The organism is Streptomyces sp. TS71-3, assembly GCF_018327685.1.
Lineage (GTDB): Bacteria > Actinomycetota > Actinomycetes > Streptomycetales > Streptomycetaceae > Streptomyces.
On sequence record NZ_BNEL01000001.1, the window covers coordinates 5809367 to 5823329 of the forward strand.

General features: G+C 73.7%; 11 protein-coding genes. 6 read left to right on the forward strand and 5 right to left on the reverse strand.

Features of this window, described 5'->3' with window-relative positions:
* Window positions 1-2: 2 nt before the first annotated feature.
* The 3 genes from Sm713_RS23795 to Sm713_RS23805 form a co-directional block, all read right to left on the reverse strand.
* Window positions 3-770, reverse strand: a complete 768-nt coding sequence (locus Sm713_RS23795; protein ID WP_212911573.1) for an MBL fold metallo-hydrolase — start codon at window positions 768-770, stop codon at window positions 3-5.
* Window positions 763-3537: an aconitate hydratase AcnA gene (acnA, locus tag Sm713_RS23800; RefSeq protein WP_212911574.1), complete on the reverse strand. Its 2775-nt coding sequence runs from the start codon at window positions 3535-3537 to the stop codon at window positions 763-765. Before acnA ends, Sm713_RS23795 begins: the two co-directional genes overlap by 8 nt.
* A 160-nt stretch (window positions 3538-3697) precedes the next feature.
* Window positions 3698-5356: a gamma-glutamyltransferase family protein gene (locus Sm713_RS23805; RefSeq protein ID WP_212911575.1), complete on the reverse strand. Its 1659-nt coding sequence runs from the start codon at window positions 5354-5356 to the stop codon at window positions 3698-3700.
* 125 nt (window positions 5357-5481) lie between these two features.
* On the opposite strand from Sm713_RS23805, the gene Sm713_RS23810 reads away from it, so the two are divergent.
* The 5 genes from Sm713_RS23810 to Sm713_RS23830 all read left to right on the forward strand — a co-directional run bounded on the left by Sm713_RS23810 (window position 5482) and on the right by Sm713_RS23830 (window position 10561).
* Window positions 5482-6357, forward strand: a complete 876-nt coding sequence (locus Sm713_RS23810) for a MurR/RpiR family transcriptional regulator (protein WP_212911576.1) — start codon at window positions 5482-5484, stop codon at window positions 6355-6357.
* 177 nt (window positions 6358-6534) lie between these two features.
* On the forward strand, window positions 6535-7512 hold the full coding sequence (locus Sm713_RS23815) for a threonine/serine dehydratase (protein WP_212911577.1): 978 nt from the start codon (window positions 6535-6537) through the stop codon (window positions 7510-7512).
* A gap of 162 nt (window positions 7513-7674) precedes the next feature.
* Entirely contained in the window at window positions 7675-8886 is a 1212-nt protein-coding gene (locus Sm713_RS23820; protein ID WP_212911578.1) for a copper resistance D family protein, read from the forward strand.
* Window positions 8887-9156: 270 nt separating this feature from the next.
* Window positions 9157-9993 carry a polyphosphate kinase 2 gene (gene ppk2, locus Sm713_RS23825; RefSeq protein WP_212912227.1) on the forward strand — a complete coding sequence of 279 codons (837 nt, stop codon included), beginning with the start codon at window positions 9157-9159 and terminating at the stop codon, window positions 9991-9993.
* Window positions 9994-10132: 139 nt separating this feature from the next.
* A complete protein-coding gene (locus tag Sm713_RS23830; protein ID WP_212911579.1) occupies window positions 10133-10561 on the forward strand; it encodes a pyridoxamine 5'-phosphate oxidase family protein in 429 nt (142 codons plus the stop codon).
* Between the two features lie 139 nt (window positions 10562-10700).
* Here the strand turns inward: Sm713_RS23830 and Sm713_RS23835 are convergent, their stop codons facing one another.
* A complete protein-coding gene (locus Sm713_RS23835; protein ID WP_249416465.1) occupies window positions 10701-11825 on the reverse strand; it encodes a YeiH family protein in 1125 nt (374 codons plus the stop codon).
* A gap of 94 nt (window positions 11826-11919) precedes the next feature.
* Here Sm713_RS23835 and Sm713_RS41230 point away from each other — a divergent pair, with 94 nt between their 5' ends.
* Window positions 11920-12849, forward strand: a complete 930-nt coding sequence (locus tag Sm713_RS41230; RefSeq protein ID WP_283249790.1) for a LysR family transcriptional regulator — start codon at window positions 11920-11922, stop codon at window positions 12847-12849.
* A gap of 70 nt (window positions 12850-12919) precedes the next feature.
* On the opposite strand, the gene Sm713_RS23845 is transcribed toward Sm713_RS41230, so the two are convergent.
* Window positions 12920-13864, reverse strand: coding sequence for an NADP-dependent oxidoreductase (locus Sm713_RS23845; protein ID WP_212911580.1), 945 nt, complete (start codon window positions 13862-13864; stop codon window positions 12920-12922).
* Between the last annotated feature and the right edge of the window lie 99 nt (window positions 13865-13963).

The window sequence follows — 13963 nt, forward strand, 5'->3', positions numbered from 1 at the left end:
GGTCATGGCCCCGGGACGGCGGAACCGGCCTGGCCCGGCGCGAGTCCACCGGGCCAGGCGGGCGGGAGCAGGTAGCGTCCGGGCGCCCCGGCCACCACCGCGAACGGCCTGTCGTGGCCGGGGTAGACCAGGTCGGCCCGGGAGCGCACGAGGTCCAGCGACCGCGCCGCGTCCGCCTCACCCGCGAGCACGGTGGTGCACCGGCCCTCGCGCAGCGCCCGCGCCGACGACACGGCGTCGCCGGTGAGCAGCGCGGTGCCACGGGCGGTGCGTACGGTCAGGCCGATCGAGCCCGCGGTGTGTCCCGGCAGGCCGGTGACGGTGACGCCGGGGGCCAGGGTCAGGCCGTCCTGGGCGCCGCGCACCGACGACGACCGCAGGACGGCCGCCGACCACGGGGGAGTGAACGGATCACCGGTGGGCGCCGCGGCCAGGTGCTCGGACTCGGCCGGGTGCAGCAGGACGTCGGCGCCCGCGAACAGGTCGGCGTTCTGGACGTGGTCCCAGTGGCCGTGGGACAGCACCAGCACATGGATGTCGCCGGGGCCGAGCCCGCGCGCGGCCAGCGCCCCCAGCAGGGCCCTCCTGCGTCCCGTGTGCCCGCAGTCGAACAGGATCCGGCGCGATCCGGCGGTGACGAGGTAGACCGCGCCGAAGCCGATGCTTCCCTGCTCCCAGGAGAGCCCGAGGCCGGTCAGCAGCGTGTCCACCTCGGGCGCGGCCGGCCGGTCCCGGCCCTCGTCGCCTTCGCTCGCGCGCCCCTCAGTCAAGGTCGCCCCTCAGGAACTGCCGGTAGACGAACGGCAGGACGCCGCCATGGGCGTAGTACCCGGCCTCCTGCGGAGTGTCCAGACGCGCCGTCACCGTGAACTCGAAGGGGGCGCGGGTGCTTTCCCCCGGACTGACCCGGACCGTCACCGGTGAGCGCACACCCCGCACCGCCTCCTCGATCCCGAGAATGTCGAAGGTCTCGGTGCCCTCCAGGCCCAGGGACTCGGCGCTCTGGCCGTCGGCGAACTGCAACGGCAGGACGCCGAGCTGGACGAGGTTGGCCCGGTGGATCCGTTCGAAGGACCGCGCGACGACGGCCCTCACCCCGAGCAGCGCCGTCGCCTTGGCCGCCCAGTCCCGGGACGACCCCGTTCCGTACTCCTGGCCGGCGACGACGATCAGGGGGACGCCCGCGGCGGCGTAGGAGCGGGCCGCCTCGTGGACCGGCACGAGAGTGCCGCCGCGGGTGAAGTCGGGCGTCACCGCGCCGGTCGCCTCCGGGGCGAGCAGGTTCCGCAGCCGGGGGTTGGCGAACCCGCCGCGCACCATGACGTCGTGGTTGCCGCGCCGCGAGGCGTAGGTGTTGAGCTCCGTGACGCCCAGGGAGACGAGGTGGCGTCCGGCCGGGCTGGTGGCGGGGATGCGCCCGGCCGGGCTGATGTGGTCGGTGGTCACGGAGTCGCCGAGCAGCAGGAGCGGGCGGGCGCCCAGGACGTCCCGCGGCGGTTGCGCCTCCTCGGCGATCCCGTCCAGGAACGGGGGCCGGCGCAGGTAGGTGGAGTCCTCGGGCCAGTCGAACAGCTCACCCGTCGCCGCGGGCACGGCGGCCCAGCGCTCGTCGCCCTCGAACACCCTTGAGCGGGCGTCGGTGAACAGCTCCGCGGCGAGGTGGGTGGCGACCTCCCTGTCTATCTCGGCGTCGGTCGGCCACAGGTCGGCCAGATAGACGGGATGCGCGTCGGCGTCGTGCCCGAGGGGCTCGGTCAGCAGGTCGTGGGTGATCGAGCCGGCCAGCGCGTAGGCCACCACCAGGGGCGGCGAGGCCAGGTAGTTCATCGACACGTCGTTGTTGATCCGGCCGTCGAAGTTGCGGTTGCCCGACAGCACGGAGGCGACCACCACATCGCGTTCCGCGACGGCGTTCGCGACCTCCGGCAGGAGCGGCCCGGAGTTGCCGATGCAGGTCATACAGCCGTAGCCGGCGAGCTGGAAGCCGAGTTCGTCCAGCGGCTCGGACAGGCCGGCCCTGCCGAGGTACTCCGTGACGGCCCTGGAACCGGGTGCGAGGCTCGTCTTCACCCACGGCTTCGAGGTGAGTCCCCGCGCCCGTGCGTTCCTGGCCAGCAGCCCCGCGGCGATCATGACGTGAGGGTTGGACGTGTTGGTGCAGGACGTGATCGCGGCGATGGCCACGGCGCCGTCGCGGATCGTGCTCTCGTGGATGGAGGTGTCGCCGACCGCGGCGTCGCGGACCCTGCTGTCGCGGATCGCGCCGGAGGCGCCGGCCGGACCGCGCTCGCCGCCCGGCTCCTCGGCGCGTGCGGCGCCCGGTTCGGTCCGTCCCCGGCGGCGGGCGGTCAGGTCCGCGATGGCCGCGGCGGCACCGGCCGGAACGGCGGCCAGCGGCAGCCGGTCGTGGGGTCTGCTCGGGCCGGCCAGCGAGGCCGTCACCGCCGACAGGTCGATGCGCAGGTGCTCGTCGTAGCGCGGGCGATGGGCCGGGTCGTGCCACAGGCCCTGTTCCTTCGCGTACGCCTCGACGGTGGCCACGTGGTCGGGGGTGCGGCCGGTCAGCCGCAGGTAGTCCAGCGTGGCGCGGTCGATCGGGAAGAGCGCGGTCGTCGCACCGAACTCCGGGCACATGTTGGAGATCGTCGCCCGGTGCGCCAGCGGGAGCCGGGCGATCGCCTCGCCGGTGAACTCGACGAACTTGCCCACCACCCCGTGCGCCCGCAGCGTCTGGGCGACGGTGAGCACCAGGTCGGTCGCGGTGACCCCGGGGGAGAGGTCGCCCACCAGTTCGACACCGACGACGGGCGGCACCGCCATGCTCAGCGGCTGGCCGAGCAGGGCCACCTCCGCCTCGACACCGCCCACGCCCCACGCCAGCGTGCCCAGCGCACTCACCATCGTGGTGTGCGAGTCGGTGCCGGCGCAGGTGTCGGGGAAGGCCCAGCCGTCGCGCCGCTCCACCACCGGGGCGAGGAACTCCAGGTTGATCTGGTGCATGATCCCGGCGCCCGGCGGGACGATGTGGACGCCGTCCAGCCGCTCGCCCCACTTCAGGAAGCGGTACCGCTCCGCGTTGCGCGCGTACTCCGCCTCGACGTTGATGCGCAGGGCGTCCGGGCGGCCCGAGACCTCCGTGGCGATCGAGTGGTCGACGGTCAGATGGCTGGGGATGCGCGGGCTGACGCGGCGCGGGTCGCCGCCCGCCGCCGCGACCGCGTCGCGCAGTGCGGCGAGGTCGGTGAGCACCGGCACGCCGTTGGTGTCGTGCAGGAGGATCCGCGCCGGCGAGAAGGAGACCGCTTCCCGGGTGTCGCCGGTCCCGTCGCCCGAGCCGCCTACCAGGGCGGCGATCTGGTCGGCCGTCACCGCACTGCCGTCCTCGTGGCGGAGCAGGTTCTCCAGGAGGATCTTGAGGCTCATCGGCAGGAGCCCGGCGCCGGGGATGGCATCGAGCCGGTGCACTCGAAAGCTCTGACCTGCCAGGTCGAGACGCGCCAGGCTCTGGTAGCTGTTCAACGGCCCTGCTGTCTGCATCGTGCTCCTTCCGCAATAGCTTATAGGCTATAGCAGTCCGGAGGGTGAAAACCAGTAGGCCCTGGTCCGCGGTGCGGTCCAGGGCCTGAGGGAGGTGCGGGGCTGCGCCGGCGCGACTGCCGTGTGGCAGCAGCGGATGGGGCGGCGGGTTTCGCGTGCCCTACCGGACGGCCGGCGGCTCTGAGCCGTCCGGTGCCGTGTCCGGGAGGGCGTCCGGTGCCGTGCCCGGAAGGGGGGTCGCCGGCCCGCCGGGCAGGGCGACCACGGCGGCCCGGCCGTCGGAGCGCGGGTCGCTGCCGGCGGTCAGCGTGCCGTCCGCGCCGACGCAGACGACGTTGGTGTGCCCGAGGAACTCGGTGTGGACGGGGACCTCGCGCACCGGGAAGCCGTCGGCGGCCAGCTCGGCCACCGCGGCGGGGGACAGGTCGGCCTCGTGGTGGACGGTGTCGGCGGTGTCACCCGGCTGCCTGGCGCCCACCACGAATCGCGGTGCGCTCACCGCCTCCGCGGGTGAGCGGCCGTCCAGGAGCTGCGCGAGCACCTGGGCATGGATCTGCGGCTGGCCGTGCCCGCCCATCGTGGCGTTGATCCAGCGGACGCGCTCGCCCTCCGTCACCAGCACGGGCATCAGCGTGTGCTTGGGCCGCTTGCCGGGCCGGATCACGTTGGGCGAGGCCGGATCGAGGGAGAATCCTGTGCCGCGGTTCTGCATGAGGATTCCGGTGGCGGGCTCCAGTACCGCGGATCCGAAACTGCCGTAGACGCTCTGGATGAGGGAGACGGCGTATCCCGAGGAGTCCGCGGCGGCCACGCCCACGGTGTCACCGCTGGGGGCCGGTGGGGGCACCACCGCCGCGGCCGGGCGCGGCGCACGGGAGCGCAGGTCGCGGACCAGGTCGTCGAAGCCGTGCTCCAGGACGTCGGCCGTGGCGGAGTCGGGATCGGCCAGCAGCGTGTCCCGCACGTGGGTGCCGTCGAGGAACAGCCGGGCCAGCACGCCGGCGGGAAGGTCCGACACGGAGGCGTCCAGGCCCAGTTCGGCCAGTGCCCGCAGCGTGCGCAGCAGCGCGAAGCCCTGGGTGTTGGGCGGGCTCGTGTGGACCCGGAGGCCCGCGAACGGCGCAGAGATCGCGGACGTGGTGCGCGCGGCGTACGCCGTGAGGTCGTCGACCGTCAGCGGGCATCCGGCCGCCTGAAGGCCCGCCGCCAGTGCCGCGCCGACCGCTCCCGCGTACAGCTCGTCGGGACCGTTCGACGCGATCTCCCGGAGTGTCTGGGCGAGTCGAGGCTGGACCAGGGGCCGGCCCTCGGCGAGGACATCGCCCCGGGGCGCGAACACCTGCCGGGCGCCCGGGTCCTTGACCAGCATGTCGCGGCCGGCGGTGAGCGCCGCGGCGAGGGAAGGGGCCACCGGGACGCCGTCGGCGGCGTGGGCGACGGCTGCCTGGAACTGGTCGGCCCACTCCAGGGCGGCGCCGAGCCGCCGGATCTCCTGCCAGCCGCGCACCGCGCCGGGCACGGTGATCGTGTCGGGCCCCTTGGCCGGCAGGCGGTCGCCGTGCTTCCCGCGCAGTTTCGCGGCGTCGCGGGCGGCGGGGGCCGTGCCGGTCGCGTTGACGCAGACGATCGTGCCCCGCGGATCGCGGACGAGCGCCACGAGGTCGCCGCCGAGTGCCGTGTTGTGCGGGTAGACGACCGTGAGCACGGTGGCCGCCGCCAGCGCGGCGTCGAGGGCGTTGCCCCCGGCCCGGAAGGCCTGCTCGCCGGCGTCGCTGGCCAAGTGGTGGGGCGTCGCGATCGCGCCGAATGTCCGTGCCAACGGGGGCTCCTCAACCAAGCGTGTCGGCGGCCTGGCGACCGGAGTGTCGGCGGCGGGGCCGTGATGGGGCAGAGTCGAACAAGTCCGGTACTGTAGCAGCCTCGACAGAAATGGCAACGGTTGATATGAATGCTTCAGAAGAGGGCGGTCACTCGCTGGCGAGCCGCGTCAACCACGAGTGGAGCCGCCTCACCAGGACCGAGCGCAAGGTGGCTCGTTACCTGGTGGCCGCCGCCCCTCAGGACGTGATGCTGGCGGCCGCCGGTGACATCGCCCAGCGGACCGGCACGAGCGACGCCACGGTGGTGCGCACCGCCAGGCGGCTCGGCTACGCGGGCCTGCCGGACCTCAAGAGCTCCCTCGGAGCGCACTTCGGGGCCGGTGGCGCACCGCAGATCAGCATCCGTCTGGAGGTGTCCGAGGCCTCCGAGGACCTGGCGGCCACCTCATCGGCCGTGGTGGACGACGCGGTGGAGCGCATCCGGCAGTTCGGGCGCACCCTCGACGTCGCCCGGCTCACCGAGGCGCTGCAACTCATCGTCTCGGCGGAGGAGGTGTTCTGCTACGGCTGGGGCTCCAACGAGCTGAGCGCCCGGTACCTCGCGCTCAAGCTCAACCGCGCGGGCAAGCGTTCCCGCCACTGCGGCACCACGGGCTTCACGCTGGCCGACGACCTGCTGACCCTCACCTCCCGGCACGCCGCCGTGCTGTTCGCGCCCGGCCGGGCCCTTCCGGACCTGCGCCTGCTCGTCGACCACGCGAAGGCGACGGGCGTCGGCACGATCCTCGTCACGGAGCGGCTCGATCAGGAGATCGCCGCGGACGTGGACGTCGTCCTGGGGGACGGAGGCTCCCCGGGCGGGCTGACCGCGGAGCCGCTGTGCGCGATGCTCCTCGCCGACATGCTCGTCCTCGCCATGATGTCGGTCGGCAAGGACCGTGCCGTCGACACGTACGCCCTGCTGACGAGGCTCAGGAAAGAGATCGTCCCGGACGTCTGAGCGCGCCGCCCCGAAGCCGTGGGCCGCGCCGAAGTCCGGCGCCGGCCCGAAGCCCATGCCCTGCCGAAGTCCTGTCGAAGCCCTGGGGAAGGCCCGAATCCGGGGCCGGCCCGCACTCCACCGAGGAGTGCGCCATTGAGGAGGGCCCCATTGAGGAGTGCCCCGTCGAGGAGTGAGATGAAGCCATCCGGCACACCGCCGCGTTCAGAACTCATCGCTGAGGACGTCCTGGACCGCGCCCGGGAGGCGGTGGGGCGCCACCTTGCACCCACCCCGCTCGTCCCGTTCCACGCGGCCGGCCTGCCCGTGCCCGTGCACCTCAAGTACGAAGGGGCCCAGCCCACCGGCTCCTTCAAGGTCCGCGGCGCCGTCACGGCGCTGGAGGCGTACGCGGCCGACGGCGCCCGGGTGGTGACCGCGTCCGCGGGCAACCACGCCCTGGGCATCGCGCACGCGGCGCAGCTGCTCGGCGTCGACGCCACGGTGGTGGTCCCGCGGAACGCCTCCGCGGCCAAGCTCCGCGCCCTCGCCGGGTATCCGGTCGAGCTCGTCCAGGAGGGCGACGACTACGACGGGGCGGAGCGGCATGCGCTCGCCCTGGCCGCGCGGGGCATGACCTACGTCTCCGCGTACAACAACGCGTACGTCGTCGCCGGGCAGAGCACCCTCGTGCGGGAGGTGGCGGCGGAGCTGGGGGAGGACTTCACCGTCGTCGTCCCGGCGGGAGCGGGCGGGCTGGTGGCCGGCACAGCGCTCGGCGCGCGCCGGACACCGCGGGACATCCGGGTGGTGGGGGTGGAGTCGGACGCCTGCCACGCACTCTCCGCGGCGGTCGCGGCCGGGCACGTGGTGCGCGTGCCGATCGGGGACACCATCGCCGACGGCCTGGTGGGCAACATCGAGCCGGACTCGCTCACCCCGCTCGTCATCCGGGAGTGCGGCACCCGCCTCGTGAGCGTGGACGAGGCGGCCATCCGGCGCTCGGTCCGCGAACTCGCCCTGGCCGCGGGCCTGGTGGCGGAGGGCTCGTCCGCCGCGGCGCTGGCCGCCCTGCGTGCCGGGCTCGTACCCGCCGACCGCCCGGTCGTCCTGACCATCTCGGGTCGCAACATAGCCCCCGGCCTGCTGGCGACCCTCCTGGCCGACGCCACATGACGCCGAGACCCGGATCCGGGCCCGGGGGACGCCTCCCCTACTAACTTATTGATGTTCAATTATTGATGTAGCAACTATTTCGTCTTCCTGAGAAACGGTTGTGTCCGCTACTGTCGAGCCGCCCCACCCTGTCGATGCCCCACGCGAGGAGGTACGGCCGACGTGTCCCCGTTGTTCACCGATGTGCTCGCCAATGCCTACAACCCCACACCCGCCCCCTGGCGGATCATCACCAAGATGGCGTACTTCGCCGGTCTCATCGCGGTGATCGGCGGCTGCATGGCCCACCTGATCGTGCTGAGGCCCGTCCTGCGCAGGAGCTCGGTCGACCCGCGGGACACCGCCGCGCTGCACCGGCGGACGAGCCTCTACCTGGCCATGGTCGGCACCTGGTTCCTGGTCGCGCTGTACTTCCAGCTCGCCGGCAAGGCGGCCCGGGTCAAGGGCGGGGAGATACCTTACGGACGGGCCCTGGAGCCCGGCAGCGTCTGGCACTTCGTCCGCGTGCCGGCCGAAGCGGGCGAATGGGTCTCCAGCGGCACCCTCGCGCTGGTCCAGTACCTCATGTGGGGCCTGTCGGCCGTGCTGCTGATGCTGCTGTGGGCGCCCAGGGTCCGGGCCCGGCTCACGACGGTGGTCTGGGCCGGCCTGGTGACGGCGTTCCTGGCCTACCAGGTCACGCTGCTGCCCACCGACCCCGCCGGGCAGACCGCCTACGACGTCGTCGACTCCCTCCTCGACCACCTGCACGTCTTCGCCATCTCCACCTGGGTGGGCGGCATCACCGTGCTGGTGGTCCTCGCCGCCGGCCGGCGCCGGCTCACTCCGGCCGCGGGCGGCACCTGGGCGCAGTTGTGGACCCGGTTCAGCACGCTGGCGCTCACCGCCGTGGGCTGCGTCCTCGTCAGCGGCCTCTTCCTCGCCTGGACGTTCGTCGGCAGCCCCGGCGAGCTGCTCAGCACCAGCTTCGGCCGCTTCCTGCTGATCAAGGTCTCCCTGGTGGCGGCGATGATCGCGGTCGGCGCGGTCAACGAGTTCGTGCTGATGCCCCGGATCGCCAGAGCGCGCGGCGCGGGCGAGGAAGGATCGGTGTTCCGGCTGGCGTTGAAGGTCTTCCCCTCGCTGGTCGCCGTGGAGGTGGCGCTCGCGGTGGGCGTCCTCTTCGTCCTCTCCTTCCTCTCGGGCTCCGCCCGCGACGAGGCACACGACCCCGATCCGGCCCTCAGCGGCGGGATCTTCGCCATCGGCGCCGTGCTCGTGGTGCTGCTGGCGGTCTCGTTCGTGGCCACGTCCAAGGTGTCGGACCGGCTCTCCCGCACCCCGCACGCGCCGCAGCAGGAGTCGGCCCGGAGCACGGTGGGGGCGGACTCCTGAAGCGGTGAGCGGGCGGCGCTTCCGTCGACGCCGTCGTCCGGGAGGGTGCCGAGGGGACGAGGTGGTCCGGCCGCCGTTCGGGCGGCGTCCGGTGCACCGCGGCGAGCGGCCCGGGGCGCCGCTCGCCAGGCCCGGCATCCGCTCGGGATGCAGCCGGGTACGGCACGTCCGATGGTGGTGTCGCACGCGGTGGCCGCTGTCGCCGGCAACGGACGGGAGCCCGGCGGCGGCCGGCTGGAGACGCGGGCGGGCATCGGGAGGCGGACGGTCATGCCGGTGAAGGGCACCGACGGAGAGCGGACGAGGCGGCGGCTGCGCCGCGCCGACTACGAGGCGGAGCTGCGCCGGCTCCAGGTGGAGCTGGTGCGGATGCAGGAGTGGGTGCGGGCCGAAGGGGCACGGCTCGTGGTCGTCTTCGAGGGGCGGGACGCGGCCGGGAAGGGCGGTGTGATCAAGCGGGTCACCGAGCACCTGAACCCGCGCCTCGCCCGGATCGTCGCCCTGCCCAAGCCCACCGACCGGGAGCGCGGGCAGTGGTACTTCCAGCGGTACGCGGAGCAGCTGCCCACCGCGGGCGAGATCGTGCTGTTCGACCGGAGCTGGTACAACCGCGCCGGAGTGGAGCACGTCATGGGCTTCTGCAGCCAGGAGGAGTACGAACGGTTCCTGCGGCAGTGCCCCGTGTTCGAGCGGCTGCTCGTCGAGGACGGCATCCTGCTGCGCAAGTACTGGTTCTCGGTCAGCGACGCCGTGCAGGAGCAGCGGCTGCGCAGCCGCCTGGAGGACCCGGTGCGGCGCTGGAAGCTCTCACCGATGGACCTGGAGTCCATCACGCGCTGGGAGGCGTACTCCCGTGCCAAGGACGTGATGTTCGCGCACACCGACATCCCCGAGGCGCCGTGGTACGTGGTGGAGAGCGACGACAAGCGCGCCGCCCGCCTCAACATGATCGCGCACCTGCTCTCCACCGTGCCGTACCACGAGGTCGCGCCGCCGGACCTCGCGGTACCGTCGCGGCCGCCGTCCACCGGGTACCGGCGCCCCCCGCGCGACACCCAGACGTACGTGCCCGACCACGCCGCCAGGCTGGGGCGCACCCCCGGATAGGCCGCCGCTCACACCTCGGTCGTGCCGGCCCCCTCGGATCCCTGTCCGCCGGTGTCGTCGATGTCGGCGGTCCTGATCCCCGGACCTCTGAGCCCTTTCCCGCGGCGGCGATGTCAGTGGCCGGACCTAGGGTCAGGACATGGCACTTCTACGTGAAGAACGCGAGAGCTTTCTTGCCGAGCCGCACGTGGCCGCGCTGGGCGTCGCGGCCGGTGACGACCGCGGGCCGTTGGTGGTTCCCATCTGGTATGCCTACGAGCCCGGCGGTCTGCCGTGGATCCTCACCGGCGCGGACTCCCGGAAGATGGCGCTGATAAGGGCGGCGGGGCGCTTCAGCCTGCTCGTCCAGCGCACGGAGCCGACGCCCCGGTACGTTTCGGTCGAAGGGCCGGTGGCCGGCATGACCGAGGGCACCGGCGCGCTCCACCGTGAGATGGCCGCCCGCTACCTCTCGGGTGAGGCACTCGACAGATTTGCGGCAATGGCGGAGGCGGAACTCGCCGATCACGTCGTCGTCCGCATGCGGCCGGAACGCTGGTTCAGCGCCGATCTGGGCCCAGACGCATGACCTGAGGTGACGTGCGGCCGAGCCGTACCGGGCAGGGGTCACGTACCCACGGGTGCGGCTGGGGCCGACGGCGTTTCCGGTTCGCGCGGGGCGTGACGATGGCCGGGGCCGCTCCGCCCTGGTCGCGCGGAGTCAGTGGTCACGGCGCCGCGATCCTGACTCCGGCGTAGGCGACCGAGGCCACCAGGATCCAGGAGGCGAGCCCGAGGACGAGCGAGCGGCGTCCCGTGCGCACCAGGTCCGGGACCCGGATCCCGGTGCCGAGCCCGAACAGCGCCGCCACCAGCAGAGCCGACTGCACCGTCTTCGCGTACGAGACGAGCTCCGGAGGGAGCAGGCCGCTGCTCCTGAGCGCGATCGCGGCAAGGAAGCCCACCACGAACAGCGGGACGGGCGGCGGCGTGCGCATCTCGGTGGCGGCGCCGTCGACCCGGGCGCCGTCAGTCGGGGACCCGCCCGCTTCCGGGCCGGCGGCGGTGCGGCGTCGTCGGCGGCGCCCGGTGAGGGTCACCCCTGCCACCAGCGGCGCGAGCAGCACGACCCGGGTGAGTTTCACGATGACCGCGGTGGTGAGGGCCCCCGGAACCCGCTGTGCCGTCGCCACGGTCTGGCCCACGTCGTGCACGCTCGCCCCCACCCACGCGCCGAACGCGTCCACGTCCAGTCCGAGCGGCCCGCGCAGCAGCGGCAGCACGATGATCGCGAGCGTCCCGCACAAGGTGACCAGGGCGACCGCCACACCGGTGTCCTCCGCGTCCCCCTCGGCTGCCGGCTCCATAGCTGCCACGGCCGAGGCGCCGCAGATCGAGAAGCCGGTGGCGACGAGCAGCCCCCGGGCCCGCGGCACGCCGAGCCACCGCGCCAGCACCTGCGTGCCGGCGAAGGTGATCGCCACCGTCACGATCACGACGGCGAGGCCGCGCCCGCCGAGGCTCGCGAGCTCGGGCAGCGACAGCTGGAGGCCGAGCAGGACCACGGCACCGCGCAGCAGGCGCTTGCCGGCCAACCCGGTCCCGGCGTGCAGCACGGGGTGGTGCAGCCGCAGGTTGGCGACGAGCGCGCCGAGGAACACGGCGACGATCGACGGGTTGAGCCCCCCACTCCAGTGCGCCACCGCGTAGGCGGCGGCGACCGCGGCGGCCGTCACCGCGATCCCCGGGCCCCACGCCGGCCGGGAGCGTGCCGCCTCGGTGAGCAGCACACGGGTGCGAGCGCGGGTGCGCGTACGCGGACGGGTGCCTGTGCGGGGATGCGAGGTGGTCACCACTCCACACTGCGCACCGCACGAGGCCCGGGGGTAACCTGCAATTACTTGTCGAGTGACAAGAGAAGCTTGTCACAGGAGGGAGGCGGGCGCCGTGCTCGGCCCCCACGTTCCCGACCTCGCCGGCCTCCAGATGCTGGCCACCGTCGCCCGCACCGGCAGCCTCCGGATGGCCGCCCTGGAACTGCAGGTGACCCAGCAGGCGCTGTCGCAGCGGGTGGGCGCCCTCGAGGCACGCGTCGGCATCCCGCTGCTTGCACGCGGGCCGCGCGGATCCGTGCTCACCGCGGAGGGGCGGCTCGTCGAGCAGTGGGCGTCGAAGGTGCTGGACGCTGCGGCCGAGCTGGACGCGGGAATCGCCGCGCTGCGCCTGGACCGGGCCGGGCACATCACCGTGGCCGCGAGCCTGACCATCGCCGGGCACCTGATGCCGCGCTGGATGGTCGCCCTGCGCGACCAGCAGGTGCTGATGGGAAGTCCGGTGACGAGCGTGGAACTGGAGGCGACGAACAGCGTCGCCGTCACCGAGGCGGTCGCGCGCGGCGACGCCGACCTCGGCTTCGTCGAGGGGCCGCGCGTACCGCGCGGGCTGCGCTCCCGCACCGTCGCCCGGGACGAGCTGCTGGTCGTGGTCGCCCTGACGCACCCCTGGGCGCGCCGGCGTGCCCCGATCACCGCAGCGGAGCTGGCGGCGACACCGCTGGTGATGCGCGAGGCGGGCTCCGGCACGCGCGAGGCCCTGACCGCGGCGCTCGCCGAGGCGCTGCCCGGCACGCACCAGGCGGATCCGGTGCTCGAACTGACGGGCACGGCATCGGTGAAGTCGGCGATCACGGCGGGCGCGGGGCCCGGAGCGCTGTCCTCGCTCGCCGTGGCCGACGACATCACGCTGGGCCGGCTGCGCGCAGTCCGCGTCGCCGGGCTGAACCTGGTCCGCGACCTGCGGGCGGTCTGGATCGGCGGCTCCCAGCCGCCGCAGGGACCCCTGCGTGACCTGGTCGCGGTGGCCGCCCGTATGCGGTAGGCCGCAGGACCGTTCGCCGCGGGCGACACCGATGGGGCCGTCCGGTCCTCAGTGCCCGGAGGTCCGGTCGTCAGTCCCCGAAGGTAAGGACGAGCCGGCCGCGGGTGCCCCCGGCCGCGAGCCGCCGGTGGGCCTCGGCGGCCTGCGCTGCCGGGTAGGTTCCGGCGACCCGCATGGTCAGCCCGCCCCTCTCGGCCAGATCCCTCAGCCCGTCGAGCTTGGCCCGCTCGGTGGCGTAGTCGCGGACCCGTACGGGGTGGTAGGTGATGCCGCGCTCGGAGGTGCCCGTGTAGAACCGGACGGTCGCGATGCCTCCGCCGTCGCGCACCGCGCCGATGACCTTGTCGTCCAGGACGGCCCCGTCGGCGAGTCCGTCCACCCCCTCGGGCACGGCCCGGCGGATGCGCTCGGCGACGTCGTCACCCCGGTCGACGACGATGTCGGCCCCCAACTCCCGCACCAGGTCACGGTCGTGCGGAGCGGCGTCGGCCATCACGCGCAACCCCTCGGCCCCGGCCATCTGGACCACGTAGCCGCCGTACACACCGGCGGCCCCGGTGACCGCGATCGTCTGCCCTTCCCGCAGGCCGAGCAGGTCGAGGGTCAGCCGCGCGGTGAGCCCGTTCATGGGCAGCGTCGACGCAGAGACGTCGTCGGCACCGGACGGGACCCGTACCACCGAGTCGACGGGCAGCACCACCTGCTCCGCGTAGCCGCCGTGCGTGCCCCGCGGCACGACGACGCCCATGACGTGCTCTCCGACGGCCAGGTCCGTGGCGGTGCCCGTGCCGATCCTCTCGACCACTCCCGCCACGTCCATCCCGACCACGTACGGCCCCGGGACCTCCCGGACCTCCTGTGCGCGTGCGCCGCTGCGCCGCACGGTGTCCGTCGGGCTCACCGCCGCCGCCCGCACCCGTATCCGCACCTCACCGGCGCCGGGTTCGGGAGTGGGCAGCTCCACCTCGTGGAGTACCTCGGGACCACCGAACTCCGTGAAACCAATAGCCCTCATGACCCCAGCCAATCACGCCGGGCGGCGCGGGCGGCGGGCGCGTGCCGGGTTCCGGCGCCCCCGGGCCGGGGTGCCGCCGTGTGTCCCGCGGCCGGCGAA